This is a genomic window from Rathayibacter sp. VKM Ac-2857 (genome assembly GCF_013205025.1).
Lineage (GTDB): Bacteria > Actinomycetota > Actinomycetes > Actinomycetales > Microbacteriaceae > Rathayibacter.
Genome location: NZ_JABMLE010000001.1, coordinates 804,392 through 831,292 on the forward strand (window position 1 = coordinate 804,392; position 26,901 = coordinate 831,292).

Sequence of the window (26,901 nt, forward strand, 5' to 3'; positions counted from 1 at the left end):
CCGCTCGCGTTCTCCACAGCCCCCTCCGCGAGATGCCACTTGGGTACGCGACACGCCGAAGAAGGCGTACCCAACTGGCATCTCGCGAGAGCAGTCAGGACTCGCGGGCGTGGGCGTCGAGGAAGGCGTAGACCTCGGCGTCGTCGATGCCGGGGAAGGTGCCGGAGGGCAGCGGGGCGAGGACGTGCGCGTGCAGGCGGGCGCTCGGCCAGGCGTTGCCGTCCCAGCGCTGGGCGAGCTCGGCGGGGGCGCGGCGGCAGCAGGACTCGTCGGGGCAGCGGGACTGCTCGCGGCGGTCGGTGTCGCGGCCGCGGAAGAAGCGCGCCTCGGCGAAGGGGACGCCGACGGTGATCGAGAACTCCTCCGTCGCGGTGGTGCCGGTCTGCGAGGCCGACCAGAAGGTGCCGGCGGGCGTGTCGACGTACTGGTAGTACTCCGTCGTGCGGTTGGTGCGGCTGAACGCCGAGCGCGCCGACCAGTACCGGCAGACCATCTGCCCCTCGACGGCGCCCGTCACGTCGGTCGGCAGCGGCAGTCCGTCGTTCTCGTAGGCCTTCTGGATCGAGCCGTCGCCCAGCACGCGGAGGAAGTGCATCCGGATGTCGAGGTGCGAGGTCAGCAGATTGGTGAAGCGCAGCGCCGCGGCCTCGTGCGTGACGCCGAAGCCGTCGCGGAAGTCCTCCACGGTGATGTCGCGCTCGCGCTTGGCCTCCGCCAGGAAGGCGACGGCCGGCTCCAGCGGCATCAGGCAGGCGGCCGCGAAGTAGTTGATCTCGAGCCGCTGCCGGAGGAAGTCGGCGTAGGTGACCGGGCGCTCGTGGCCGAGCAGCCGGTGCGCCATCGCCTGCAGGGCGAGCGCCCGCAGCCCGTGCCCGCCGGGGATCGAGGCGGGCGGCAGGTAGATCCGCCCGTTCGCGAGGTCGATCACCGAGCGGGCCGAGTGCGGCAGGTCGCCGACGTGGATGATCTCGAAGCCGAGGTGCCGCGCCATCTTCGAGACGGAGCTGTGCGTCAGCGCGCCACCGCGGTGCCCGACCGTGCGGAGCATCTCACCCGCCACCGCCTCGATCTCGGGCAGGTAGGCGTGGCGCTCGCGCAGCTGGAGCCGCTGGGCGGTGTTGGCGCGCCGCGCCTCCTCCGGTGTCGCGCTGGCCTCGCTCTTGCGGCGGGCCAGCTCGCGGTACACGCCGAGGAACGCCTCGAGCACGGGAGTGGTCAGGCCCTTGTTCACCTTGAACTCGGGCAGCCCGAGCGAGCGGTAGAGCGATCCCTTCTGCACCCGCGCCAGCTCGATCTCGAGGGCGGCGCGCTCGCTCGGCGGCTCGTCCGAGAGCAGCGCGGCGAGCTCGACGCCCAACGCCGTGGCGAGGGCCTGCATCAGCGAGAGCCGCGGCTCGCGGCGGCCGGTCTCGATCAGCGAGAGCTGGCTGCCCGAGACGCCGACGCGCTCGGCGAGCTGCCCGAGGGTCAGCCCGCGCCGGGTGCGGAAGTGCCGGATCCGCTGCCCGAGCAGGGCGGCGTCGGTCCCGGCGGAGGCTGCGGCAACGGGGACAGCGGCGGGGACGGTGGTGTCGGTCACGGCGAGCTCCAGCGATCGGTTGTGACGGAAGCGCAAAAACCGCGGTTCTTGACGGTTAAGGCTTCGCAAATACCCCTCGATCCTCCTCCATCCTGGCTTCAGGCGCCAGAGAGCGCCCCTCGCATCGTCGGATCACGACCGCCACGAGGACCGACTCCCCACCCCGTCGACGACGACTGCACTGAAAGCGGAGCCAGCATGAGCATCTACAGCAACACCCTCCTCCTCGAGACGACCACGATGACCGCCCCGACCCCGGTCGACGCACCGGTCGTGCCGCCCGCCCCCCTCGCGCTGCGCCGCTGGGTGCGCGAGACGGCCGCGATCCTCCAGCCCGACGCGATCGAGTGGTGCGACGGCTCCCCCGCCGAGTGGTACCGCCTCACCGCCCGCATGGTGGACGAGGGGAAGCTGATCGCCCTCAACCCGGAGTGGCGGCCCGGCTCGTTCCTCGCCCGCACCGACCCGGACGACGTCGCCCGCGTCGAGGACCGCACCTTCATCTGCACCACCGACGAGGCCGACGCCGGCCCGACCAACAACTGGCGCGAGGCCTCCGCGATGAAGGCGGAGCTCGCCCCGTACTTCGCCGGCTCGATGCGCGGGCGCACGATGTACGTCGTCCCGTTCTCGATGGGCCCGGTCGGCGGCCCGCTCTCGCAGCTCGGCGTGCAGCTGACCGACTCCGCCTACGCGGTCCTCAACATGCGGATCATGGCCCGCGTCGGCGCCGAGCCGCTCGCCGCCTTCACCGAGGAGACCGCCTTCGTCCGCGGGGTGCACTCGGTGGGCTTCCCCCTCCGCGACGCCGACGGCGTCACCCGCGAGGATGTCGCCTGGCCGTGCAATGCGACGAAGTACATCACCCAGTTCCCCGAAACGCGCGAGATCTGGTCGTTCGGCTCCGGCTACGGCGGTAACGCCCTGCTGGCCAAGAAGTGCTTCGCGCTGCGGATCGCCTCGGCGATGGGCCGCGAGGAGGGCTGGCTCGCCGAGCACATGCTCCTGATCCGCATCGTCTCGCCCGAGGGCCGGAGCTACCACGTGGCCGCCGCCTTCCCGAGCGCCTGCGGCAAGACGAACCTCGCGATGCTGCAGCCGACGATCCCCGGCTGGCGCGTCGAGACGCTCGGCGACGACATCACCTGGATGAAGAAGGGCGAGGACGGCCGCCTCTGGGCGATGAACCCCGAGACCGGCTTCTTCGGCGTCGCGCCCGGCACCGGGCAGAGCAGCAACCCCAATGCCGTGCACACCCTCTGGGGCAACACGATCTTCACCAACGTCGCGCTCCGCGAGGACGGCGACGTCTGGTGGGAGGGCCTCACCGACGAGGTGCCCGAGCGGCTGACCGACTGGCGCGGCGAGCCGTGGACGCCCGCCTCCGGGACCCCGGCCGCGCATCCGAACGCGCGCTTCACGGCGCCCGCCCAGCAGTGCCCGACCCTCTCGCGCGAGTGGGACGCCTTCGAGGGCGTGCCGCTGGACGCGATCGTCTTCGGCGGGCGCCGGGCGAGCAACGTGCCGCTGGTGACCCAGGCCACCTCGTGGCAGCACGGCGTCTTCCTCGGCGCGACCATCGCCTCGGAGAAGACGGCCGCGGCGGAGGGGACGGTCGGCGAGCTGCGCCGCGACCCGTTCGCGATGCTGCCCTTCTGCGGCTACAACATGGCCGACTACTTCGCGCACTGGCTCGCGATCGGCGCGGACCTCGGCGAGAAGGCGCCCGCGATCTTCCAGGTCAACTGGTTCCGCAAGGGCGCCGACGGCTCCTTCCTCTGGCCCGGCTTCGGCGACAACGCGCGGGTGCTGCAGTGGCTCGTCCGGCGGATCGAGGGGCTGGCCGAATCGCGGCCCAGCGCGATCGGCGACCTGCCGGTGTCGATCGACACCCACGGGCTGAACCTCTCCGCCGCCGCGAAGGAGGAGCTGTTCTCCGTGCCGGTGGAGGCGTGGCTCGACGAGTGCGCGCTGACGGAGGCGTTCTTCGCCCGCTTCGGCGACCGGCTGCCGCCCGAGCTGACCGCCGAGCTCCGCGCGCTCCGGCTCCGGCTGCTCGCCGAGGAGCTGCCGGCCGCGCACGCGGCCTGACCCGAACCCGCCGGCCCCGCGCCGGCGCCCCCTGTGGCCCGCGGAGGGAACCATCCCCTTCTTCGCATCCCCCTCCGCGGGTCCACTTCCCTCCTCCGCGCGACAGCGACCGCGCCGCCGCCCTCATGCTGATCGAGTAGCCCCGGAGGGGCGTATCGAGATCCACCACCGCCGAGCACGTGGGTCTCGATACGCCGCTGCCGCGGCTACTCGACCAGCATGGGGGACCCCCGGCGCGGCTAGTCGACCAGCATGCAGGGACCCCCACCTACCGCACGACCAGACGGGCACCATGGACGACCGCATCACCCTCCGCTTCCTCGCCGCGCCGCAGGACGCGACTGCCGACGGCCGCAGTGCCCAGGCCGGCCGCGTGCTCGAGTGGATCGACAAGGCCGGCTACGCCTGCGCCGTCGGCTGGAGCGGCGGCTACTGCGTGACCGCCTACGTCGGCAACGTGCACTTCACCCGGCCGATCGCCGTCGGCAACCTGATCGAGGCGAGCGCCCAGGTCATCCACACCGGCCGCACGAGCATGCACGTGCTGGTGCGCGTCGCCCAGGCCGATCCGCGGACCGGGCGCTACGAGGCGGCGACGCACTGCCTCCTCATCTTCGTCGCGGTCGACGAGGAGAAGCGCCCGCGCCCGGTGCCGGAGTGGGCCCCGCGCACCATCGAGGACCTCGCCCTGGCCGAGGGCGCCGCGGCGCGGATCGACGGCCGACGCGCGCTGCACGAGGTGATGCGCGCGCAGGACTACACCGAGGCGGGCACCGGGCCGCGGATCGTCTTCCGCTTCCTGGCCGCGCCCGGAGACGTCAACTGGGGCGGCAACGCGCACGGCGGCATCGTGATGCGCTGGATCGACGAGGCCGCGAACGCGGTCGCGCAGGGCTGGAGCGGCCGGGACGCGGTCGCCGTCTACTCCGGCGGCATCCACTTCTACCGGCCGGTGCGGATCGGGCACCTCGTCGAGGTGGAGGCGCGGCTGATCCACACCGGACCGCGCTCGATGCACCTCGCGATCCACGTGCGCTCGGGCGATCCGCGGACCGGCGCGCTCGAGCTGACGACGCAGTGCATGAGCGTCTTCGTGGTCCGCGGCGACGACGGAGCCGCCGAGGCGGTGCCTGCGTTGGAGCCGCGGACCGACGAGGACCGCCGGCTCGACGAGCACGCGCGCGAGCTGATCCGGCTGCGCGCCGAGCTGCCGGCGCTGCCGGTCGGCCTCGCGGCGACGCTCGCATGACCGGTCCGCGCCCCCGGGTCGCTAGGGTCGGAGCGTGAAGATCCTCGTCGTGAACGGCCCGAACCTGAACCTCCTCGGCACGCGCGAGCCCGCGGTCTACGGCTCCGACACGCTCGCCGACGCCGATGCGCTGGCCACCCGCGCGGCGGAGCGGCTCGGCCTCGGGATCGAGTTCTTCCAGAGCAACTCGGAGGGCGCGATCATCGACCGCCTGCACGAGGCGCGCGGCACCGCCGACGGCCTGCTGCTGAACGTCGGCGCCTACACCCACACCTCGATCGCCATCCGCGACGCCGTGCTCGCGACGGAGCTGCCGCTGGTGGAGGTGCACGTCAGCAACGTGCACCGGCGCGAGGAGTTCCGCCGCCACTCCTACCTGTCGGACATCGCGGTCGCCGTGATCGTCGGCGCCGGGATCGCGGGCTACGGCTACGCGGTCGACGTGCTCGCCCGGACCCTGGGGACGACGGACGCGTAGCACCGGGGCGAGTCGTCGGGGCGTAGCGTCGGGAGCATGACGCCCTCCGACGCGACACCCTCCGCTTCCTTCGCCGATCTCGGCCGCTCCTTCGGGTCGGCCGTCGACGCCTACGACCGCGGCCGCCCGGGCTACCCGGACGACGCGGTGGACTGGCTCGTCGCCCACGCGCCCGCCCGGGTGGCCGGCGACTTCGTGCCGGAGCGCGCGCGAGCGGCGGGAGCGGACGCCTCCGATCGGGTGCGCGCCGCGGACCTCGGGGCAGGCACCGGGAAGTTCACCGCGTCACTGGTGGCGCGCGGACTCGACGTGTCGGCCGTGGAGCCGGACGCGGCGATGCTGGAGCGGCTGAGCACGCAGCTGCCGTCGGTCCGGGCACTGGCGGGGACCGCCGAGGAGATCCCGCTGCCGGACGCCTCCGTCGAGCTGGTCACCGCGGCGCAGTCCTGGCACTGGGTCGACCCCGAGCGGGCGAGCGCCGAGGTCGCGCGGGTGCTGGTCCCGGGCGGCGTGCTCGCGCTGGTCTGGAACATCCGCGACGAGTCCGTGCCGTGGGTGCGGCGCCTCGGCGAGGTCGCCGGCTCCTCGGCTGCCGAGCGCTTCGAGACCGTGCAGCCGCCGCTGGGCTCGGCGCTGGAGCGCGTCGCCTACGCCGAGTTCGACTGGGCCTACGAGCTCGACCGGCCGGCGCTGCTCGACATGTTCGCGTCGCGCAGCTACGTCATCGCGATGCCCGAGGAGGAGCGCGCCGCGGTGCTCGCGGCCGTCGGCGAGGTCGTCGACGCGCTGCCCGGCGACCGCATCGCGATGTCGTACGCGACCCGCGTCACCATCGCCCGCCGCGCCTCGTAGCAGGATGCCGCTCCTGCTGCGCCGGCGGTCACAGCGGGCGCAGAGCATGCGGAGCCGCGCACGGCAGCAGGCGCAGAACATGCTGCGCCGCACGCGGCAGCGGGCGCGGAACATGCTGCGCCGCGCATCGCAGCTGGCGCAGAACATGCTGGTCGAGTAGCCGCGCCAGCGGCGTATCGAGACCAACGTCTGCAGAACGGTGGATCTCGATACGCCCGCTTCGCGGGCTACTCGATCAGCATGAGACACGGCGTATCGAGCGGAAGGGACGCCTCCGGCACCAGCGCAGGGCGGGGAAGAGACCGATGTCCTTGGGGTGGGAGGATCTCGATACGCCCCTCCGGGGCTACTCGATCAGCATGTCTGTAGGCGTCTCTCCCGAGGAGACCCCGCGTCAGACCTCGTTCGGGTCGCCGCCGACGCGGCCGGCGCGCTCGAGCGCCGTGATGGCGTCGCGCTCGTCGTCGGTCAGCTCGAAGCCGAAGACGTCGATGTTCTCCACGATGCGGGCCTTGGTCGCCGACTTCGGGAAGACGATGTGGCCGCGGTCGAGGTGCCAGCGCAGCACGACCTGCGCGGGCGTCACTCCGTGCGCCTCGGCCGCGCCGGTGATCACCGGCAGCTCGAGCAGCGGGTACTTGTTCTGCCCGAGCGGCCCCCACGCCTCCGTCGCGATGCCGTGCTGCGCGCCGAACGCGGTCACCGTCGGCTGCTGGTGGTACGGGTGCAGCTCGATCTGGTTGACCGCGGGGACGACCTCGGTCGCGGCGAGCAGGCGCTCCAGGTGCGGCACGAGGAAGTTCGAGACGCCGATCGAGCGGGTGCGGCCGGCGGCCTGCAGCTCCTGCATCGCCTCCCAGCTCTCGACGTAGCGGTCCTGCTTGGGCTTCGGCCAGTGGATGAGGTAGAGGTCGACGGCGTCGAGGCCGAGCTTCTCGAGGCTCGCGTCGAGCGCACCGGCGGCCGTGTCGCGGCCCTGGTCGTCGTTCCACAGCTTCGTGGTCACGTACAGCTCGTCGCGCGCGATCCCGGAGGAGGTGAGCGCCCGGCCCACTCCCTCCTCGTTGCCGTAGATCGCCGCGGTGTCGATGTGCCGGTAGCCGGCCTCGAGCGCCTCGGCGACGATGCGCTCCGTCTCGGCGGGGTCGACCTGGAAGACGCCGAACCCGAGCTGCGGGATGCTCGTGCCGTCGTTGAGGGTGAGGGTGGGGATGCTGGTCATCCCTCCACCCTGCCAGCGGCCCCCGACACCGGACAGCGGGTTGCGCTCACCGAGCAGCGCCCGGCGACCGGCGTCGGTGCGGGCGACTACCCTCGAAGGGCGCTCGCGAGGGCGCACCGATTCCGAGGAGGACCGCACGTGAGCATCATCGCCGCCGCAGACGGATCAGCGCTGGGCAACCCCGGCCCCGCGGGCTGGGCCTGGTACGTCGACGACGAGCGCTGGGCGGCCGGCGGCTGGTCGCACGGCACCAACAACATCGGCGAGCTCACCGCGGTGCTCGAGCTGCTCCGCGCCACGGCGCAGGAGAGCGAGCCCGTGCACATCCTCTGCGACAGCCAGTACGCCATCAAGGCCTGCACCGAGTGGCTGCCGGGCTGGAAGCGGAAGGGCTGGCGCAAGGCCGACGGCAAGCCGGTGATGAACGTCGAGATCATCAAGGCGCTCGACGAGGAGCTGCAGGGCCGCGCCGTCACCTTCGAGTGGGTGAAGGGGCACGCCAACCACCGGATGAACGAGGCCGCCGACGTGCGCGCCCGCGCCGCGGCCACGGCCTACCAGCGCCGCACGGCCGTGGACGCCGGTCCGGGCTGGCCGGGAGCGGCGCCCGCGCAGACGCCCGCCGTCGACACCGAGGACGCCCCCGCCACCCTGTTCTGAGCTGCAGCGGCCCGCGGTTCAGGGCAGCAGCGCGCCGCGCTCTGAGCAGCAGCGGCCCGCAGTTCAGGGCAGCAGCGCGCCGCGCTCAGGGCAGCCGCAGCATCCCGGTCGCGACGAGCTCGCGCACCCGCGGCAGCACGGAGTCGAGCACGGCCGGCCCCTCGACGTGCAGGAGCGAGGCCACCGCGGCCGTGATCGCCGCGATCGACAGCTCGCCGTCGCAGGCCCCGACGACCGCGGCCAGAGCGGTGTCGGCCTCCTCCACCCGGGCGAAGCCGCCGCCCTGGCGCAGCCGCAGCACGGTCGGGTCGTCGTTGCCCGGCCAGTAGTGCCGCTCCTCCGTCACGTCGCCGGCGACGACGAGCGCCTGCCGCGCGAGGTCGGCGTCGTCGAGCACCGACAGTGCGTCGAGCGCCTCGAGGCAGTGCGCCAGGTGCCCGCCCAGCCCGGCCGTCGCGACCGCGCCGTCCAGCCGCTCGAGGCGCCGGATCGGCGGCCGGGGCGAGGCGGGGAGCCGCAGAGTCACGTAGCCGAAGCCGACCCCGGTCACGCCGCGCCGCTCGAAGTCCTCGAGCCAGGCGTCGACGAGCGCGTCGGACTCCGCGCCGCGGGTGGTCCCGCCGTCGCGGATCCAGGTCTCGGCGTAGATCGCCGGGTCCTGCTGCTCGCGCTCCACGATCCAGACGTCGAGCGGCGAGGCGGTCCCGTCCATCCACGCGGCGAGCCCGGCGTGCCCGGGTTCGAGCGCCTGCTCGAGCGGGCTGCGGCCGTCGGCCAGCCAGGCGCGGACCCGGTCGAACGCGTCGACGTCCGTCCGATACTCCCAGTTGCCGAGAAGCTGCGCGACGCCGCCCGGGACCAGGTACTCGGCGGCGCCGACGATCACGCGGCGGACGATCTCGTCGCCCTCGAGGCCGCCGTCGCGGTACTCGTAGGCGGGGACGCCCGCGCTCCGCGGGGTGATCACGAACGGCGGATTGGTGACGATCTGGTCGAACCGCTCCCCCGCGACCGGCTCGTAGAGGCTGCCGTGCCGGAACTCGATCGAGTCGATCCCGTTCAGCGCCGCATTGAAGGCCGCGATCGCCAGCGCGCGGTGCGAGATGTCGGTCGCGACGACCCTGTCCGCGTGCCGGGAGGCGTGCAGCGCCTGGATCCCGCAGCCGGTGCCGAGGTCGAGCACGCTGCCGACCCGCCGCTGGATCATCAGCCCGGTCAGGGTGAGGCTCGCGCCGCCGACGCCGAGCACGTGGTCCTCCGCGAGCGGGCGGCCGAGGGCGAGCTCGCCGAGGTCGGAGGCGATCCACCAGGACGCGGCGCCGCGCAGATCGACGAGGTCGTAGGGCCGCAGATCGAGCGCGGCGGTGACGACGGCCCCCGCCTCGGAGCGCACGAGGCCCAGCTCGAGGGCGCCGTCGAGACCGAGCGACGGGAAGGCGGCCTCCGCCTGCTCGGTCGAGACGGGGTCGGCGAGCAGGAAGAGCCGGGCCAGGGTGGCGAGCGGCCCGCCGTTGCCGCCGCGCTCCAGCGCGCGGCGCGCCGGCACGCGGTCGCCGCGGTGCAGCGCCTCCCCCGCGGCCTCGCCCCAGAGCTCGCGGACGGCGTCGACGCGGTAGCGGGCACGGGAGAGGTCGTCGCCGAGGAGCGCGATGCGGGCTCGGTCGAGCTGGTCTGCAGGCTGCACCGCTCCATCCTCGTGCACGCTTCGGCCGCGGACGGCGCGGCCGCCCCGCACAACGTCAGCTGAGAGCGGAGCTCATCGCCGATCGTCGATGAAGGACCTCCTCAGCTGATGTTCTGCGGGCAATACGATCGACTCATGCCTCTCACCGGAGAATACGAACCGAGCACGTCCGTTTGGGCCCGCGAGCAGGCGGAGCTCTACGAGGCCACCGGCGGCGCGGAGGGCAACCTCCTCCGCGGCAAGCCGATCATCGTCCTGACCACGGTCGGCGCCCGCAGCGGCAAGCTGCGCAAGACCGCGCTGATGCGCGTCGAGCACGACGGCTCCTACGTCGTCGTCGCCTCGAAGGGCGGCGCGCCCGAGCACCCGGTCTGGTACCTGAACATGGTCAAGGAGCCGCACGTCGAGCTGCAGGACGGCCCGGTGAAGAAGGACTACACGGCCAGCGTCCTCGAGGGCGACGAGCGCGCCGCCTGGTGGGAGCGCGCGGTCGCGGCCTGGCCCGACTACGCCGAGTACCAGACCAAGACCGACCGGCAGATCCCGCTGGTGCTGCTCACGCCCTGGTCCTGATCCGGTCGGCCGTCACTCCGGAGCGACGACGGTCGTCTCCGGAGCGTCGTCCGCCGGATCCACCCGCGCCGCGATGAGCGCCAGCACCCGCGGGTGCGACAGCAGCACGAAGTGCCCCACCACCGACACCGCGATGTTCTCGCGCGCCCCGGCGAGCCTGCTGCCGCCCGGGATGTACTGGTCGCGCATCCCGTAGATCGAGACGATGCGGCGGTCGGCGTCGCGCTCGGCGAGCAGTGTCCGGATCACGGGCCGGTGCGGGCCGAACTCGCGCAGCGCCCGGGCCGGCGCGATGCGAGCGAGCGGTGAGCCGTTGAACGGCGTCGAGACGGCGATCATCCGGTCGATCCGGCCCTCGTCGCGGTCGTCGACGACCATCATGTGCTTGCCGATCAGGCCGCCCTTGCTGTGCGCGACGACGACCACCCCGCGCAGGTCCTGCTCACGCAGGTACTCCTGCCCGAGCGCGGCCGACGCGACGATCGGCCGGGTGTTGTAGCCGAGTGCGGGCAGCACGTGGATCGGGTGCCCGGCCGCGTGCAGCCGGTCGGCGATCGGCCGCAGGAACTGCCAGGTCTCGTAGATCCCGGGGATCAGCAGGACCGGAGCGCCCTCGCCCGAGGCGTAGCGCGAGACGTCCCAGCCCTCGCGCAGATGTGTGAAGCGCGAGCCGTAGGCGTAGCGGTAGTCGCGCAGATAGGCCGCGCGGAGCGAGGCGGAGGAGCGCCGGAAGCGCCCCCGCTCACTCCCCGGCATAGGCGGCTTCGAGGGCGGCGACGTCGAGCTTGGTCATGCCGAGCATCGCCTGCAGGGCGCGCGCCGCACCCTCCGCATCGGCGCCGCCGAGCACCGCGCCGAGGGCCGTCGGCACGATCTGCCAGGACAGACCCCAGCGGTCGCGGAGCCAGCCGCACCGGCTCTCCTCGCCGCCGTCGGCGATCAGCGCGTCCCAGAGCCGGTCGACCTCGGCCTGCGACTCGACCGAGACCGAGATCGAGACCGCCTCGGAGAACGGGAAGCCGGGGCCGCCGTTCATCGCCTGGAAGAGCTGCCCGTCGAGCTCGAAGCTCACGACCGTCACGGTGCCCGGCGAGGGCGAGCCCTCGGGCAGCACCTCGGTGCTCAGGATCCGCGAGTTCGGCACGAGCTCGGTGTAGAACTCGGCCGCCTCCCTCGCCTGGTCGTCGAACCACAGGAACGTGCTGACTGCACCCATGCCGGCCTCCTCGTCGATCCCCAGTGTGCCCCTTCGCGTGCCGGAGGGGTCAGAGCGGATTCACGCCGAACGCGGTCGCGAGCTTGTCGATCTTCTTGGCCCGGCCCAGGCGCGGCAGGTCGCTGCCGTCGCGGATGACCCGGCCGCGGGCCTCGAAGTCGTCGAGGAAGTCGCGCGCCCACGCCACGTCGGACGGGGTCGGGCTGATGACCTCGTTGATGACGGCGAGCTGCTCGGTGTCGAGGCAGAGCTTGCCGGTGAGGCCGAGCGACACGGTGAGGGCCGACTGCTCGCGGAGCACCGGGTGGCTGTTCGAGACGGTCGGGCCGTCGATCGGGCCGGGCAGGTCGCCGATCCGCGAGGCGACGACGAGGCGCGAGCGCGGGTAGGCCATCGCCAGGTCGTCGGCGCTGGTGCCGGTGTCGCGGCGGTAGTCGCCGCTGCCGAAGGCGAGGCGGAAGGTGCCGCGGGCGCGGGCGATCGAGACCGCCTCCTCGATGCCGAGGGCCGACTCGACCAGGGCGAGCACCGGGGTCGCACCGCCCAGGCGGTCGAAGGTCTCGGTGACGTGCTCGCCGGCCTCGGTCTTGGCGAGCATGACGCCGGCCAGTCCGGGCAGCCCCTTCAGCGCGTCGACGTCGTCCGACCAGAACGGGGTGGAGTGGTCGTTGATGCGCACCCACGCGCGCTTCTCGCCGCTCAGCCAGGCGGCGACGTCGGCGCGTGCCTCGGGCTTGGCCTTCGGATCGACCGCGTCCTCGATGTCGAGGACGACCTGGTCGGCGCGCGAGGCGTGCGCGGCGTCGAAGGTGTCGGTGCGGGTCGCGTTGACCAGCAGCCAGGAGCGGGCGATCTCGGGGGCGACGTCGCGCCCCTTCCGCTTGAGGCCGGTCTCGCCGGAGGTGGCGGGGGTGGTGGGCAGCGTCACGTGAGCAGGTCCTTCCGGTGGCGCGGTCTTCGCACCGCGAGCCCCGCCGCTCAGCGACGGTGCCGGGGTCCAGGGTAACGGCTCGGGGCGGAGTGGCCGCGCGTCAAGGCCGCTGCCAGAGCGTGATCGTCGAGGTCGGCACGGTCGCGCTCCGGTCGGCCTCGAAGCCCTCCGCGGCGAGCCAGTCGAAGGCGCCGGGGTCGGCGGCGGGCGCGGCGGCCCAGACGCGCTGCTCGTCCGCGAGGGCGGCCCGCAGCGCGTCGTCCTCGAGCAGGACGTCGGAGTAGGTGCCCGTCGTGGCGTACGAGCGGACGAGGGCGACGTCGTCGAGTCCGTCGAACGCAGAGGGGTAGGCGGCGAGGGCGATCCGCGGCCGCAGCGAGACCGTCCCGCTGTCTCCGAGCAGGAACGCGTCGCCCGGGAGCGCGCCGTCGCGGACGGTCTGCGCGAGGGCGCGGAGATCCTGACCGGCCGGCTTCCCGGTCTCGGTCCGCATCAGCACGAGCGCGGGCAGGGTCGCGACCGCGAGCGCGGCGACGAGGACGCCCGCCGTCACCGGCCGCCAGGAGGCGAGAGCCAGCCCGAGCGCCATCGCCAGCGCCGGCGAGCTGAGGCTCAGGTAGCGCGGGGTGAACATCGGCTCGATCAGCGCGGTGCCCAGGAGCAGCACCGCGGCGGGCAGGAGCAGCCAGACGGCGAGTACGAGGACGACCGGGGAGACCGCCCGCGCCTCGCTCGCGCTCGACCGCCCCGCCCGCCTCCGGACCGCCGCGACGGCCAGCAGCCCCACGGCGAGCGCCGCCAGCCACCACGCCGAGCCGAAGAACGACTCGACGACCACCGTGTAGGCGTTGACCGGCTGCGACCGGAGCCAGCCGATCTGCCCGCTCTGGCCCGCCGCGGTGAGGATCACCGGGCTCGCGACCCCGACCGACAGCACGGCACCGAGCACGCCGGCACCGAAGGCGCGGCCTCGCCGGGGCCCGACGGTCGCCGCGAGCAGCACGACGGCCGGCAGCGCGAGCACGCAGTAGAGGAAGACCGCGTTCGCGAGCCCCGCGACCGCGACGAATCCGACCCAGCGCAGCACCCCGCCGTCCCGCGCCGCGCGGACCACCAGCACCGCCGCCCAGACGACGAGCGCGGTGGCCAGCGCGGAGGAGCGCGCCTCCGTCCCGTTGAACGACGTGCGCGGCAGCAGCACGAAGACGGTCGCCGCGAGCAGTGCGGCCCGGGGCCGGCCGAGCGAGCGCAGCAGTACCAGCACGCCCGCCGCGCCGGCCCCCGCTGCGAGGGCGGACGGCGCGCGCACGGCGAGCTCCGACTCCCCCGCCACCGCGATCCAGCCGTGCATCAGCAGCGCGTAGACGACGTGCACGGCGTCCTTCTGCTGCGCGAAGGCGAGCAGCTCGGGCAGCGGCAGCCGGGCGAGGCGGAGGGTCGCGGCCTCGTCGTTCCAGTAGGAGGGGATCCAGGAGCCGAGGAGGGTCAGCAGCGTGGCGACGACGAGGACGGCGCTCGCCGGGACCGACTCCGCCCCGAGACCTCGAGCCCCGACCCCTCCGGCCCTGATCCCCCACCGCACCGTCCCACCGTAGGGGCGGCCGGACCGGCTCAGAGTCCGGCGCGCTCCGCGAGGCCGGCCGAGAACGCGGCCTGCCCCGCGTGCTGGGTGTCGTCGTCGATCACCGAGACGAGCCGGACCGCGAGGGTCACCGGCGGGTCCCAGTCCTCGTCGACCACGCGGGCGAGGTCGGCGTCCTCGAGGGTCTCGAGGTAGGCGAGCGTCTGCTCGTGCACGGCGTCGTAGTACTCGGCGAGCAGCTCGGCCGGCACCGCGGCGAGCGCCGCGACCTCGGAGGGCTCCATCCCGTAGCCGTTCGTCTCGGCCGGGAACGGCAGGCCGGAGCGCTCGTGGAAGCCGCCGGAGATCCAGATCTGCTCGCGGCCGGCGAGCGGCGCGAGGTGGTCGTCCTGCACCCGGGTCAGGTGCCAGACGAGCCAGGCGGCGGAGTTGGCCTGCGCGTCGGCGCGGAAGCCGAGCCGCTCGGGGGTGCTGTCCTCGAGGACGGCGTGCACGGTCCCGTGCACCCGGTCGAAGGCGTCGCGGAGGAGGTCGATGGCTGCAGTCATCCCGCCAGTCTCCTCGGCGCGGCGGCCCCGCGTCACCCCCCTCGATGCGCTCGGAGGATCCCCGGAGGCGGGTGCCGGATACTCGCTCCGTGACCTCCGGAACCTCGAACCTGGCGATGAAGCCCTGGCTGACCTCCTACGCGGAGGGCGTCCCGGCCGAGATCGATCCGCCCACGCAGACCCTCGTCGATCTGCTCGAGGACTCGGTGGCCCGCTACAAGCGCGGCGTCGCGCTCGAGTTCTTCGGCGCCGAGACGAGCTACGCCGAGCTCGGCGAGAAGGTCGCCCGGGCCGCGGAGGCGCTGCGCCGCCTGGGCGTGCGCGCCGGCGACCGCGTCGCCCTGGTGCTGCCGAACTGCCCCGAGCACGTCATCGCGTTCTACGCGGTGCTGCGCCTGGGCGCGATCGTCGTCGAGCACAACCCGCTCTACACGCCGCGCGAGCTTCGCCGGCAGTTCGAGGACCACGGCGCCCGCGTCGCGGTGGTCTGGAACAAGACGGCCGACGTGATCGCCTCGCTGCCCGCCGACCTCGGCGTCGAGCGCGTCGTCTCGGTCGACCTCACCGCGTCCTTCCCGCTCGGCAAGCGCCTCGCCCTGAGGCTCCCGCTGGCCAAGGCCCGGGAGGCGCGCGCCAAGCTGACCACGACGCCGCGCACCCGCTCGCTGATCCCCTTCGACCGCCTCCTCGGCGGCCGCCGGATCGCCCGCTCGCACCCGCGCCCGGCACTCACCGACACCGCGCTGCTCCAGTACACGAGCGGCACCACCGGCACGCCGAAGGGCGCGATCCTCTCGCACGCCAACCTGCGCGCGAACGCGCTGCAGGGCCAGGCCTGGGTGCCCGGGCTCCGCGAGGGCGACGAGACCTTCTACGCGGTCCTCCCCCTCTTCCACGCCTACGGGCTCACGCTCTGCCTCACCTTCGCGATCAGCATCGGCGCCAAGGTCGTGCTCTTCCCCACCTTCGACGTCGGCCTGGTGAAGGCCGCCGCCAAGAAGTCGCCGCCCACCTTCCTGCCCGCCGTGCCGCCGGTCTACGACGCGCTGGCCCGCGCCTCCGAGCGCGGCGAGCTCGGCCTGCGGGGCATCCGCTTCGCGATCTCGGGAGCGATGAGCCTGCCCGTCGCGACCGTCGACCGCTGGGAGCGGGCGAGCCGCGGACTCCTCGTCGAGGGCTACGGGATGACCGAGAGCTCGCCCGTCGCGCTGGGCAACCCGGTCGGTCCGAGCCGTCGGCCCGGCACCGTCGGCGTGCCGTTCCCGAGCACGCGGATCCGCCTGGTCGACCCGGCCGACCCCACCGTCGACCGCGGCCCCGGCGAGTCCGGCGAGCTGCTGCTCCAGGGCCCGCAGGTGTTCCAGGGCTACTGGAAGCGCCCCGAGGACACCGCGGCGACGCTGCTGCCCGACGGGTGGCTCCGCACCGGCGACATCGCCACCGTCTCGGCCGACGGCTTCGTCACGATCGTCGACCGGGCGAAGGAGCTGATCATCACGGGCGGCTTCAACGTCTCGCCCTCCGAGGTGGAGGGCGTGCTCGAGTCGCACCCGGACGTGGTGCGCGCCGCGGTCGTCGGACTGCCCCGCGCGGAGGGCGGCGAGAGCGTCGCCGCGGCGGTCGTGCTGCGCGCCGGGACGGTCGTCGAGGCCGAGGCGCTGCGCGACTTCTGCCGGCTGCACCTGACGGCCTACAAGGTGCCGAAGCGGGTGGTGACGGTCGACGCCCTGCCGACCTCGCTGATCGGCAAGGTGCTGCGCCGCGAGGTGCGCGAGACGCTGCTGGGCTGAGCCGGGCGGCACGCCCTCTTCCCGGTCACCGCTCGACCCCGCCTGATGAAGGAGAACGACATGACGCGATTCGTGCAGTACGCGGAGAACGGCGGCCCCGAGGTGCTCGAGGTCGTCGAGGCGCCCGAGCCCGAGGCCCCCGAGGGCGGTGTCGTCGTCGCGATCCGCGCGGCCGGCGTGAACCCGATCGAGTGGAAGATGCGCTCCGGCATCCGCCCCGGGCCGCCCTTCCCCCGCCGCCTGGGCTCGGACGGCGCCGGCGTGATCACCGCCGTCGGCGCGGGCGTCTCGGGCTGGAGCGTCGGCGAGGAGGTGATCGTGAGCAGCGCGAGCGGGACCTACGGCGAGTCCGTCGTCGTCGCGCCCGAGAGCCTCGACCGCAAGCCCGCGGGCCTCGGCTTCGAGGAGGCCGCGGCGCTCGGCGTGCCGATCAGCACGGCCTACCAGGCGGTCGTCTCGCTCGGCGTCGCGGAGGGCTCCGTCTTCCTCGTGCACGCGGGGGCAGGAGCGGTCGGCCAGGCCGCGGTGCAGTTCGCGGTGGAGCGGGGCGCGCGGGTGATCGCGACGGCGAGCCCGGCCAACCACGAGCGGCTGCGCGAGCTCGGCGCCGAGCCCGTCGCCTACGGACCCGGCCTGAAGGACCGTCTGCGCGCCGCGGCCCCCGACGGAATCGACCGCGTGCTCGACGCCGCGGGCACCGACGAGGCGCTCGCCGCCTCCCTCGCCCTGGTCAGCGACCCGCAGCACGTCGGCACCGTCGTCGTCGGCGCGCGCGCCGCCGAGCTGGGCATCCGCGCCTGGATGGGCGGCAGCCCCGTCCCGCTGACCGACGAGGAGAAGGCGCTGCGCCGCGAGGGCATCCCCCGCGCCGCGCAGCTCGCCGCCGCCGGCCGCTTCTCGCTCGAGCTCGGCCCGCGCTTCGGCCTCGACGACGTCGCCGACGCCCACCGCCTCAGCGAGGACGGCCACCCCCGCGGCAAGATCCTGCTCGTCCCCTGACCCGCGACGAGCGGCCCGCACCCCATGCTGATCGAGTAGCCCGCGCGGCGCGCGTATCGAGATCCACCCGCGTCTGAAGGACGAGTCTGCAGCCCCGCCCTCCTGGTGACGGCGGATCTCGATACACCCCTGCGGTGCTACTCGACCAGCAAGAGTGCAGACGTCTCTGCCAGGCCGACCCGCCACAGGATGCTGCTGCATGCTGATCGAGTAGCCCGCGCAGCGGGCGTATCGAGATCCACCCCATCACGCGGTCGGAGAACATCGCGCATCACCTCCTGATCGAGCACCGCGCACCCTGCATGCTGATCGAGCACCCCGCACACTGCATGCTGATCGAGCAGCCCGCGCAGCGGGCGTATCGAGATCGACCCGCCGACGAAGGAGTCCCGCCATGACCACCGACGACACCACCCCCGTCATCCTCGGCGGCGCCCGCACCCCCTTCGCCCGCTTCCAGGGCGCCTTCGCCCCGCTCTCGGCGGTGGAGCTCGGCGCCGCCGCCGTCCGCGCAGCCCTCGAGCGCTCCGGCGCGCACCCCTCCGACATCGACGCCGTGATCCTCGGCCAGGTCATCCAGGCCGGCGCCGGCCAGGGCCCCGCCCGCCAGACCGCGATCCGCGCCGGCCTCGGCTGGGACGTCCCCGCCACCACGATCAACAAGCTCTGCCTCTCCGGCCTCACCGCCGTGATCGACGCCGCCCGCCTGATCCGCACCGGCGAGGCGTCGGTCGTGGTCGCCGGCGGCCAGGAGTCGATGACGAACACCCCGCACCTCCTGCTCGGCGCCCGCTCCGGTCTAGGCGTCGGCGCGCGGCCCCTCGAGGACGCACTCCTGCACGACGGCCTCCTCGACCCCTTCGACGACCGGATGATGGGCCGCGTCACCGACGACGGCAACGCCGAGCGCGGGATCCGCCGCGAGCGCCAGGACGCCTACGCCGCGCTCTCGCACCAGCGCGCGGCCGCGGCCCGCGACTCCGGAGTGCTCGCCGAGGAGATCGTGCCCGTCCAGGTCCCGCAGCGCCGCGGCCCGGACCTCCTCGTGTCCGAGGACGACGGCATCCGCCCCGAGACCACCGTCGAGATCCTCGCCGGCCTGCGCCCCGCCTTCAGCCCCGACGGGACGATCACCGCGGGCAGCTCCTCCCCGATCACCGACGGCGCCGCCGCCCTGGTCGTCGCGAGCAAGGGCTGGGCCCTCTCGCGCGGACTGCCCTGGCTCGCCGAGATCGCCGAGCACGGCCAGGTCGCCGGTCCCGACAACTCGCTGCACTCCCAGCCGTCCGCCGCGATCCTCCGCGCCCTCGCCCGCCGCGGCGGCACCGTCGCCGACCTCGACCTGATCGAGATCAACGAGGCCTTCGCCTCGGTCGTCCTGCAGTCCGCCGACGACCTCGGCGTGCCGCCCGAGTCGGTCAACCTCGACGGCGGCGCCATCGCCCTCGGCCACCCCGTCGGCGCCTCGGGCGCCCGCCTCGCCCTGCACCTCGCCCTCGCCCTCCGCCGCCGCGGAGGCGGCCTCGGCGTCGCCGCCCTCTGCGGCGGCGGCGGCCAGGGCGAGGCCCTCCTCCTCCGCGCCTGACGCCCCTTGCGCGTCCCGCGAGATGCCACTTGTGCACGCCTTTCACGGCGTGTCGCGTGCACAAGTGGCATCTCGCGGGGAGGGTCAGCAGGCCCGGCTACGCTCGCGGGATGAGCATCCTCAGCGCGGACGGCCTCGAGTTCGTGACCCAGCGGCACCTGGCCACCCTGTCGACCCCGTGGCAGCAGGGGCGGCTGCACGTCGTCGCCGTCGGCTTCACCTACGAGGACGGCGTCGTCCGCGTCATCACCTCGCGCGAGAGCCAGAAGGTGCTCAACATCCGCCGCGGCGGCACCGCGACCGTCAGCCAGGTCGACGGCATCCGCTGGCTCAGCCTCGGCGGCCCCGCCTCGATCGAGGAGGACCCCGAGGCCGTCGCGCACGCCGTCGAGCTGTACTCGCAGCGCTACCGGACGCCCCGCGAGAACCCGCTCCGCGTCGCGATCCGCATCGACGTCGACTTCGCCCTCGCCTCCTCAGGCCTGCGCGCGGAGTAACCCCGTGCACTCCCCCGACGCGCTGCGGGCCGACAGCACCGTCTCGTCGCTGCGGACCTACCGCTACGTCCGGGTGTCACTGGTGGCCGCCGTGCTGTTCCTCGGCGTCGGAGTGACGTGGCACCTCGTCGCGCTCGGCCCGCTGCGCTCGATCAGCGCCGCCTACTACACGCCGGTGCGCTCGATCTTCGTCGGCGCGCTGTTCGCCGTCGCGGTCGGCCTCGTGGTCCTCGCCGGGCGCAGCCTCCGCCGCACGCTGCTCGTGATCGCCGGCTTCACCGCTCCCGTCATCGCCCTGGTGCCCGCGCCGATCCCCTCCGACGAGCTGGAGCTACTGACGGGCACCGGCTGCCCCGCGGGTGTCGCCCGTTGCGTCGCCCCCGGCACGGAGGACGCGATCGCCGTCGGGATGCTCGCCTACCTCGTCGTCGCCGCGGCCGCCCTGGTCGCCTCGCTCGCCTTCCTCGCCGTCGACCGCGCGCTCGATCGCGGCGCCTGGCTGCGCGCCGGCGGTGTTGCCGTACTGCTCGCGGGCCTCGCCGTGCTCGCCACCACCCCGGCCTTCGCCGACCTCGGCCACTACGCCGCCGCCGCGCTCTTCTTCCTGCTCATCGCCGCCGTGGCCGGCATCCACGCCCACGCCGTGCGCTCTCAGGGCGTCCGCGGACCGGGCTCGCTCCGCGCCTACTCGCTCGCCTACTCGGCGCTCGCCGTCCTCCTGGCCGCGGTCGACGCCGCCGCGATCGTCCTCCTGCTGACCGGCCGGGCCTCGGCGCTCCTCGGCGAGCAGTGGCTGCTGATCGTCGAGGCGGTCGCTCTCGCCCTCTTCACCGCCTTCTGGATCCTGCAGACCGTCGAGAACTGGCGCGACCCGGACGCGGCGGCCCGCTGAGCGGTCCTCCACCCGTCCGCCGTTCCGACACGACGACGGGAGGAGGCCTCGTACGAATCCGTCTCAGGTGCCGCCGCCGAGCGGATCGAGGCGGCAGCCCTCCAGCGCCGCCCGGCCCGCGTCCTCTTCGGCGAAGGGGTAGTCGTCATTCGAGACGTCGTTCGCGTAGTCGAACGTCGAGTACGAGGACGGCACGACCCCGAAGCGGATCAGGCACTCCACGATCAGCGTGGTCTCGTCAGCCCGATCCGGGTTGCGATGGGTCCAGCTGGAGAGGGCGCCGATCTCGATCTTTCCCATGCTGCGGCAGTAGTCCTTCACATCCGGGTCCCCGTAGAGCTCCACCGTCCTATGGAAGCGTTCAAGCAGACCTCGGCGCATAGCGAAGGTTGGCGTTTGCGCTCGGCTACGGGCCAGGATGGAGTGTGCCTGATCCAGAGGAAGTCGCTCACGCGAAGCCAACGTCGGCGACAGTTCGTGAGCTGTACTCACATGCGTTCACCTGTGCACAGCCGGAGTGCCCGGAATGGCTGTACCGGCAAGAATCGGGCGTTGCGCGACCGGTGCTGAACAGTCGGGTCTCGCACATTCATGCGCGGCAGCCGGGCGGGCCGCGCTGGAAGCCGGGGATGTCATTGGAAGAAAACCGGTCGGTCGAGAACCTGCTCTTGATGTGCATCCCGCACTCGTACGAGATCGATGAGCACGAGGCGCGGTTCTCACCAGAGTTGCTTCAGGAGTGGCGGATTGGCCAGATTCAGGAGTACTTCGACCGTCGTTATGGTTGGCCGATCAACGAAGACGAGGCGGCTGAGGTGTTGGCGGTCTCATTTGACTCTCCGACGATCGCGGCGCCGGTGCTGACGTCGGTCGTCGCGGCTGCAGAGTTGTACGCACTCAGAGCTGTGAGCACCCGGCCTGGGCCGGCAGCTGCTGCGGCGGCCTGGCGGAGAACGCGCGCCGAGGCGAACGCGATGATGCCCGCGTACGACGACGAGGGTAATCGTGTGTACGTCGAGCCGTCGAACATGGAGCGGCAGCAGCACGAGCGAGCTGTGCTCGCGGCGTTAGATGAGGTGCGGGCGGTGTTAGAGCCGATGTACGAAGACGTCCTGGCGAAGATCGCGACCGCCCGTCACACGTCGGTGCGATCAGTTCCGTGGTGCGACTGGGTGGCACATACTGCCGATGAACTCCTTGCTGCTGCCTCAACCTGGCCTTGGGAACCGCCGTACGAAGACACTGACCGGCTGAGCGACGCTGCTGCCGAAGTGCGTGCCGCGGTCAGCGGCCTCGCCTCATCGCTTCGCGGAGAGAACCCGCCGCCGCCTCCGGCTGTGCCGGAACCGGTCGTCAGCGAGGCGGACGAAGCTCGTGCTGCTCTCGCTGAGGCGATGGCGGCTCACAACGCCCTCCTGGAGCGGGCCCGGCCGTGGGCCCGAGTGAAGACAAAAGCATACGACCCCGACCTGCACGCCGAGCTCGTTGTGGCAGCCGACGAAGTGACGCTGATACCGCAAGTGCTTTCCACCTACGCGTTTGCGTTGGGTTCAGTTGCCAGCCTGGCGGCGTCGGTCGCGCGGAACGCCACCGACGAAGAAGTGGCGGCACTCATCGGGGAGGACCGTGCGCGTCGGCCGTTGGTGGTTGCAGCGGCGCTATTGGTGGAGGTCTGGCGAGAAATGAGCGCCGCCGAACGTGGCGACCTGGCCGACCTTGCCCGCGAGAGTCTTCTCGAGGAGTTCGCCACCCAAGACTGGTCCGTCGAGGACGCATGGGTCGGGAACTATGTGCATGGGGCGACAGTTTTCACGCCGTGGTCGCATTGGATGTCAGCTGAGGTGGTGAAGGCTGGGCTCTCGAATGCGCTGGACGCCGCCCCCGCGCGTCTGGATGACGTCGTGCTCACATGCGCCCCCTGGCTAGAACGTGAGAGCAGGGCCGATGGGTCGCGGCAGGCTGCACGTTCCTACCGTGAACTGCCGCCTTGGTTTCCGACCGAAGCCATCGTCCGCGCCGCTGCAGTCCAGTATCCACACGTGGTCGCCACGACCTCCGACTACGACGACGGCGTCCCCGAAGGAACGCCCGAGGTGGAGCATCACCTGAGCCAGATCCTTCGCCTTGCAACGGAACCTACCGCTCAGACTGGTGACGCAAATTAGGCACGCGGCCCGAGTGGCTCGCGCAGCCGGAATGGTGGCGCGTCTCCGGTACGTCTCGACGTCAGTTCCGCAGTGGATACGGACATGGGAAGAGTTCAGTCCGGACGCTCCGACGCTCGGACGCATCGAGACGACGGCAAAAAACGGATGATGGCGATGGAAGAATTTTTTGACAAGCTGACGGGCACGACACCGCGGGTCGGGCTTCGACGCGAGATCGACTCCGTGATCTGGGACATCGACGAGCGTCGCTTCTTGATCCGGGTGAAGGATGGCCGGATGTTTACAGCAGCCGCCCCGCCCAACGACGATCCGGAACGAGCGATCGTCCGAGTCGTCTATTTGTGGCACGACCGCCACATCGGTTTCGAGACGAATCGCGGCGATCACCTGCTTGGCATCATGCCTAGCCGTCACAACTTGGCACCCGTGGATGGTCGACCTATCGTCTACTTGGATCAGAACCACTGGTCGACGCTGGCAAAGATGTCGAGGGCACCGGGTCGAGTTCCCGAGGTAGAGCGCAAGGCGGCGCTCGAGCTCATTGCACTCGTCGAGGCCGGAAAGATTATTCTGCCGATCTCCGCGGCGCATCACAGCGAGACCAGCCAATGGGTGGACGATGACTCCCGCTACCAGCTCGCGCTCACCATGCTCCGACTCAGCAGGGGGTGGCAGATGCGTGACCCTCTTGCCATTTGGGCGGAGGAACTACAGCGAGGCATCGCCATACACGCCGGAGCAGAACCCTCGTCCTCTGCACCGGTGTTCACCCTCGAACCATGGGTGATTCACGATGCCGAAGCGCACTCCACGGTGTGGGCAGATGACTCCGCCCAGCGCGGCCTACCTGCCGATTTGGAGTTCGCGTTCCAGTCAGCGCTTTCCACCATCGTCTACTTCGATCTCTTGCTCAGCACGGCCCCGATTCACCGCGAGGCGTCGCACGGATGGCGCGCCAAGCAACAACGAACCACTGATGCCCTCGCTGCCGACCATCGACCGAAGACTCAGAAGCGGCAGCTCGCTTACGCCTTCGCACTCGAGGACTTGAGCCGTGAAATGGCCAAAGCCGCGGCGCATACCAACGTCAGTACCGTCGCATTCGACAAGTGGTTGCGGAGCATCTGGAACAAAAAGGTGATCGAAACCCCTGCGGTCGGGATATTTTGCTCGATGTTCATGGATAAGCACCTCAATCCCCGCACAAAATGGCAAGACAACGACCTCAACGATCTCTTCTACCTATCCGCCGCCGCCGGATACGCTAACCACATCGTCGCCGAGCGGCACACAACTGGACTCATCGCCCAAGCAAGCAAGCGCCTGAACGCTTCTTTGGCCGCCCACCGCAGCATCACGGACCTCATGGCAAACCTTTCGCTCGCATAATAATGGCAACGCTCAACCCGCTACCCCGTCCATGCCTCCGTCCCGCTGAGGCTCGGCTAGGGCGTAGCCGCAGAGCCTGGCCGCCGCCCCGCGCGCTCGAACTCAGCCCAGGTAGTTTGCATGGTCCCAGTCGAGATCCGGCGCGAGTTCGACGTAGACGAGCGTCGCAGTGAGCACCAGGTAACTCAACGCCTCAAGGCCAAGCTGGTGCGAGCCCGGATGGCATCCGTCCATCGCCAAGGCCCGCATCGCACTGCGCCAGAGTCCGCCGCTACTGCTTAGATCGAAGCCACGGAAGAACACGAGGACCGTCACGTTGTCGGCGACGGCTGCCATGACCATATCTGACACAGCCTGCGCCTCCTCCTCATCGAAGGCACCTCGATCCTGGGCGGAATCGAGCACGACGTAGACGTCACCGAACGCCTGTTCGGGAGCAGGCTCGTCGCGAACCTCATCGGGACTGTACCGATACCCGTACTCTGCAAACGCCGGTGACTGCCACAGCAACATCTGTGCGAGGGTGCCGCGGATGACCGTCAGCTCACCGACCTGATCCCGTGAAGCCTCGCGGAAGTCATGGGCTCTCAGGATCCGAGTCACTATCTCGCCCCATACCTCGGTCGGGGGGTGCGCGAGCACGGATCTGAGAGGGTCGATTCGGTGCCCGAGCGGACGGCCCCGGAATGCTGGGCCGTCGATACGCATGCTCTGGTGGTTCACTAGCGCCGTAATTCGGGCGAGATTCATGATCGCGGTAGTCGGAACATGCACAGTAACGTCACCGGTGCGGTGGCGCATGGACGCGTAGAACGTCTGCTGCCACTCTCGCTCGACCAACTCGCGGACGTCGATGCCGATGAATGTGTCGATCGACTCGACGTATACGACGAGGTAGACCGGCTCGGGTGCGGCGAACCAGAACTTTAGGTGCTCGACGCCCACGGAGACCGCAACATGGTCGGAGTTGTCGACGGCGTCCGCCGACAGCGTCGCTGCGTGGACGCCTTTGAGCTGGAACCAGACGCGGCCGGCCAGCGCATGCCAAAACGGCTGGTCATCACCCTTCTTCGTGCTCTTCTCACCTCGTGCGAACAGGTGGAGTCCGGTGTCAATACCGGCCCGATCGCGGCGGTATCCGACGATGACGCCGCTCTGGCTCAGCAGTGCCTCGAACTTCGGCATGTACCGATTCTCAAGCTCATCGTGCTCTCCCATACCCACCATGCCACTGAGTTTGCCAGGATCTGACCGGAACGGACACACGCGGAGGAAGAGCAGGACAACAGCAATCTCGGCGTACGACCGCCCAAAGTTCGGCAATCGCACTTACGCGCCCGCCGCGCTACCGTGGACTCATGAGTGATCTTGAGCCGGAGGCGAGCGATGCCGTCGTTCCGAGCGCGACGCCAGGTGCCGAACTCGTGCGGTTTGAGTCAGGCGTGCGCAACATGCTTGAGGAGTTCGGGTTACCTACTGAGCAGCTGTTCGTGCCGGTTTCGGAGCGTGTCGCAATGGTTGGTAACGTCAGCACAGTCCTGTCCGAGCTAGATGCCGGAATTCGTGCAGAGTCACACTACGTCTCGAAGATGGTAGCCGCCGCAACTGTCGGCCTCTTCGATGCTGCGCTCAACTACCTTTGGGATGAGCTCGTTTCGGCGTTGAGGTCGCGCGTCGCCGGATTTGACCTGGCGTACTTTTTCGACATCGCAGCAGGAACGAATTCAGATCTTCGCAGATCCTTGAAAGGAGAGGACGACCTACCGTCCGTCGACGATGCACGCCTGCTGAGAGCTTCACGCGAGATCGGTCTCATTAGCGACGTTGGTTTCGCGCGGTTGGATCACATCCGTTTCATGCGCAACCACGCTAGTGCCGCGCACCCTAATCAGAACGAACTGACCGGTCTCGAACTAGTTACTTTCCTTCAGCTTTGCGTCCGCGAGGTTATCAACACACCGACCGATACTGTCACCGCACACACTGGCCGACTACTAGCAAACATGAAGCGGGATCTTCTCGATCAGGCCTCGGTGGATACCGCCGCAGCTTTCTTCGATCAATTGCCCCCCGACCGTGTGGACACCCTCGCTAATGGTATATTCGGCCTCTACACCTCGCCGGATCGCACACCAATAGTCGCAGACAATGTGCGGCTTCTTTGGCCGCGCTTATGGCCGTTCATTGGGGACGCAGCGCGCAGGAGCTTCGGGCTCCGTCACGGCCGGGCGAGCGCGAGCGCGGAGACCGACCTCGCAACAGCAGCACGCGAACTGATAGACCTGGTGAACGGCACCGCATACCTAACAACTGAAGTTAGGGCGATCGACATGAGCGACGCACTCGACCTCCTTAATAGCGCGCACCACGGTTTCGACAACTTTTATAATGAGGCGACGCCCGCCCGCAGGGTGCTAGACCTCGCTGGCGAGAGAGGCGACGTCCCTGCGGCTATTCGGGAGCGCTATATTGGCGTCGTCGTCGATTGCTTCCTCGGAAACGGTTACGGAATTAGCGCAGCAGCAGCGGTGTCCTACAAGAAGATGTTAGGGCGCTTCTCTTCGACCGACGCTGGTGTCGCGCTACGGCTATTCCTAAACCCGGTTTACAGCTCGCTGATGAGCGGGCGGGTTGGTCAAGCACAGTGGGCCGAGCTCCTCGACATTCTCGAGCCGAAGCTGACCAGCACCATCGATCGCAACCTGATGACCGCCCTAAGGAGCTTCCCTGGGACGCCCGACAAACTCGGGAACGACAGCAACATCAAGCGACTTGCCGAGACTAGGGTCTGACCAACTGCCGAAGAGCTCTACGCGCGGTTTCCGCTTTCGCGGTGGCCGCCCGAATAGCACCGGAGGTGAATCCTCACTGACTGGGGCCTGAAATTTCTCGCCGTCGACCGTGCGCTCGACCGAG

The 26,901-nt window shown here is 71.0% G+C and carries 25 protein-coding genes; 15 read left to right on the forward strand and 10 right to left on the reverse strand.

The window, feature by feature from the left end:
• Window positions 1–94 precede the first annotated feature (94 nt).
• Window positions 95–1,513 (reverse strand): helix-turn-helix domain-containing protein, encoded by a 1,419-nt coding sequence (locus HQQ86_RS03595; RefSeq protein ID WP_254071883.1) that lies wholly within the window; start codon window positions 1,511–1,513, stop codon window positions 95–97.
• 306 nt (window positions 1,514–1,819) lie between these two features.
• Here HQQ86_RS03595 and HQQ86_RS03600 point away from each other — a divergent pair, with 306 nt between their 5' ends.
• The 5 genes from HQQ86_RS03600 (at window position 1,820) to HQQ86_RS03620 (ending at window position 6,409) form a co-directional block, all read left to right on the forward strand.
• Complete coding sequence (locus tag HQQ86_RS03600; protein ID WP_173287498.1) at window positions 1,820–3,670, forward strand: phosphoenolpyruvate carboxykinase (GTP); 1,851 nt, start codon at window positions 1,820–1,822, stop codon at window positions 3,668–3,670.
• A gap of 292 nt (window positions 3,671–3,962) precedes the next feature.
• Window positions 3,963–4,919 carry an acyl-CoA thioesterase gene (locus HQQ86_RS03605; RefSeq protein WP_173286520.1) on the forward strand — a complete coding sequence of 319 codons (957 nt, stop codon included), beginning with the start codon at window positions 3,963–3,965 and terminating at the stop codon, window positions 4,917–4,919.
• 34 nt (window positions 4,920–4,953) lie between these two features.
• Window positions 4,954–5,397, forward strand: a complete 444-nt coding sequence (gene aroQ / locus HQQ86_RS03610) for a type II 3-dehydroquinate dehydratase (protein WP_173286522.1) — start codon at window positions 4,954–4,956, stop codon at window positions 5,395–5,397.
• Between the two features lie 36 nt (window positions 5,398–5,433).
• Window positions 5,434–6,249: a class I SAM-dependent methyltransferase gene (locus HQQ86_RS03615; protein WP_173286524.1), complete on the forward strand. Its 816-nt coding sequence runs from the start codon at window positions 5,434–5,436 to the stop codon at window positions 6,247–6,249.
• A gap of 4 nt (window positions 6,250–6,253) precedes the next feature.
• The gene (locus HQQ86_RS03620; RefSeq protein WP_173286526.1) at window positions 6,254–6,409 is read left to right on the forward strand and encodes a hypothetical protein; all 156 of its coding nucleotides are present in this window, start codon (window positions 6,254–6,256) and stop codon (window positions 6,407–6,409) included.
• A gap of 234 nt (window positions 6,410–6,643) precedes the next feature.
• Here the strand turns inward: HQQ86_RS03620 and HQQ86_RS03625 are convergent, their stop codons facing one another.
• Complete coding sequence (locus tag HQQ86_RS03625; protein ID WP_173286528.1) at window positions 6,644–7,471, reverse strand: aldo/keto reductase; 828 nt, start codon at window positions 7,469–7,471, stop codon at window positions 6,644–6,646.
• A gap of 138 nt (window positions 7,472–7,609) precedes the next feature.
• Between HQQ86_RS03625 and HQQ86_RS03630 the strand changes: the two genes are divergently transcribed.
• Window positions 7,610–8,131 carry a ribonuclease H gene (locus HQQ86_RS03630; RefSeq protein WP_173286530.1) on the forward strand — a complete coding sequence of 174 codons (522 nt, stop codon included), beginning with the start codon at window positions 7,610–7,612 and terminating at the stop codon, window positions 8,129–8,131.
• Window positions 8,132–8,216: 85 nt separating this feature from the next.
• Here the strand turns inward: HQQ86_RS03630 and HQQ86_RS03635 are convergent, their stop codons facing one another.
• The gene (locus HQQ86_RS03635) at window positions 8,217–9,815 is read right to left on the reverse strand and encodes a methyltransferase (RefSeq protein WP_173286532.1); all 1,599 of its coding nucleotides are present in this window, start codon (window positions 9,813–9,815) and stop codon (window positions 8,217–8,219) included.
• Between the two features lie 135 nt (window positions 9,816–9,950).
• Between HQQ86_RS03635 and HQQ86_RS03640 the strand changes: the two genes are divergently transcribed.
• Window positions 9,951–10,388 (forward strand): nitroreductase family deazaflavin-dependent oxidoreductase, encoded by a 438-nt coding sequence (locus HQQ86_RS03640; RefSeq protein WP_173286534.1) that lies wholly within the window; start codon window positions 9,951–9,953, stop codon window positions 10,386–10,388.
• A 12-nt stretch (window positions 10,389–10,400) separates the two neighbouring features.
• On the opposite strand, the gene HQQ86_RS03645 is transcribed toward HQQ86_RS03640, so the two are convergent.
• From HQQ86_RS03645 to HQQ86_RS03665, 5 genes are all read right to left on the reverse strand, one after another.
• Complete coding sequence (locus tag HQQ86_RS03645) at window positions 10,401–11,144, reverse strand: triacylglycerol lipase (RefSeq protein ID WP_173286536.1); 744 nt, start codon at window positions 11,142–11,144, stop codon at window positions 10,401–10,403.
• A complete protein-coding gene (locus tag HQQ86_RS03650; RefSeq protein ID WP_173286538.1) occupies window positions 11,131–11,604 on the reverse strand; it encodes a VOC family protein in 474 nt (157 codons plus the stop codon). Before HQQ86_RS03650 ends, HQQ86_RS03645 begins: the two co-directional genes overlap by 14 nt.
• Before the next feature lie 49 nt (window positions 11,605–11,653).
• Entirely contained in the window at window positions 11,654–12,532 is an 879-nt protein-coding gene (locus HQQ86_RS03655) for a CoA ester lyase (protein WP_208543743.1), read from the reverse strand.
• Between the two features lie 103 nt (window positions 12,533–12,635).
• Window positions 12,636–14,117, reverse strand: a complete 1,482-nt coding sequence (locus HQQ86_RS03660) for a glycosyltransferase family 39 protein (protein ID WP_173286540.1) — start codon at window positions 14,115–14,117, stop codon at window positions 12,636–12,638.
• A gap of 29 nt (window positions 14,118–14,146) precedes the next feature.
• The gene (locus HQQ86_RS03665) at window positions 14,147–14,665 is read right to left on the reverse strand and encodes a DUF664 domain-containing protein (RefSeq protein WP_173286542.1); all 519 of its coding nucleotides are present in this window, start codon (window positions 14,663–14,665) and stop codon (window positions 14,147–14,149) included.
• 89 nt (window positions 14,666–14,754) lie between these two features.
• Between HQQ86_RS03665 and HQQ86_RS03670 the strand changes: the two genes are divergently transcribed.
• The 5 genes from HQQ86_RS03670 (at window position 14,755) to HQQ86_RS03690 (ending at window position 20,428) form a co-directional block, all read left to right on the forward strand.
• Window positions 14,755–16,455: a long-chain-fatty-acid--CoA ligase gene (locus tag HQQ86_RS03670; RefSeq protein ID WP_367948540.1), complete on the forward strand. Its 1,701-nt coding sequence runs from the start codon at window positions 14,755–14,757 to the stop codon at window positions 16,453–16,455.
• 60 nt (window positions 16,456–16,515) lie between these two features.
• Window positions 16,516–17,454: an NADP-dependent oxidoreductase gene (locus tag HQQ86_RS03675; protein ID WP_173286546.1), complete on the forward strand. Its 939-nt coding sequence runs from the start codon at window positions 16,516–16,518 to the stop codon at window positions 17,452–17,454.
• Between the two features lie 394 nt (window positions 17,455–17,848).
• The gene (locus tag HQQ86_RS03680) at window positions 17,849–19,039 is read left to right on the forward strand and encodes an acetyl-CoA C-acetyltransferase (RefSeq protein ID WP_173286548.1); all 1,191 of its coding nucleotides are present in this window, start codon (window positions 17,849–17,851) and stop codon (window positions 19,037–19,039) included.
• Between the two features lie 110 nt (window positions 19,040–19,149).
• Entirely contained in the window at window positions 19,150–19,536 is a 387-nt protein-coding gene (locus HQQ86_RS03685) for a pyridoxamine 5'-phosphate oxidase family protein (protein ID WP_173286550.1), read from the forward strand.
• A 4-nt stretch (window positions 19,537–19,540) separates the two neighbouring features.
• A complete protein-coding gene (locus HQQ86_RS03690; RefSeq protein ID WP_173286552.1) occupies window positions 19,541–20,428 on the forward strand; it encodes a hypothetical protein in 888 nt (295 codons plus the stop codon).
• A 63-nt stretch (window positions 20,429–20,491) separates the two neighbouring features.
• Here HQQ86_RS03690 and HQQ86_RS03695 read toward each other — a convergent pair whose 3' ends face one another.
• Window positions 20,492–20,773, reverse strand: coding sequence for a hypothetical protein (locus HQQ86_RS03695; protein WP_173286554.1), 282 nt, complete (start codon window positions 20,771–20,773; stop codon window positions 20,492–20,494).
• 80 nt (window positions 20,774–20,853) lie between these two features.
• On the opposite strand from HQQ86_RS03695, the gene HQQ86_RS03700 reads away from it, so the two are divergent.
• Window positions 20,854–22,593 carry a hypothetical protein gene (locus HQQ86_RS03700; RefSeq protein WP_173286556.1) on the forward strand — a complete coding sequence of 580 codons (1,740 nt, stop codon included), beginning with the start codon at window positions 20,854–20,856 and terminating at the stop codon, window positions 22,591–22,593.
• A gap of 84 nt (window positions 22,594–22,677) precedes the next feature.
• Window positions 22,678–23,985, forward strand: coding sequence for a hypothetical protein (locus HQQ86_RS03705; RefSeq protein WP_173286558.1), 1,308 nt, complete (start codon window positions 22,678–22,680; stop codon window positions 23,983–23,985).
• Between the two features lie 102 nt (window positions 23,986–24,087).
• Here HQQ86_RS03705 and HQQ86_RS03710 read toward each other — a convergent pair whose 3' ends face one another.
• Window positions 24,088–25,170 (reverse strand): DUF4365 domain-containing protein, encoded by a 1,083-nt coding sequence (locus HQQ86_RS03710; RefSeq protein WP_173286560.1) that lies wholly within the window; start codon window positions 25,168–25,170, stop codon window positions 24,088–24,090.
• 173 nt (window positions 25,171–25,343) lie between these two features.
• Between HQQ86_RS03710 and HQQ86_RS03715 the strand changes: the two genes are divergently transcribed.
• Window positions 25,344–26,777: a hypothetical protein gene (locus HQQ86_RS03715; protein WP_173286562.1), complete on the forward strand. Its 1,434-nt coding sequence runs from the start codon at window positions 25,344–25,346 to the stop codon at window positions 26,775–26,777.
• The last annotated feature ends 124 nt before the right edge of the window (window positions 26,778–26,901 follow it).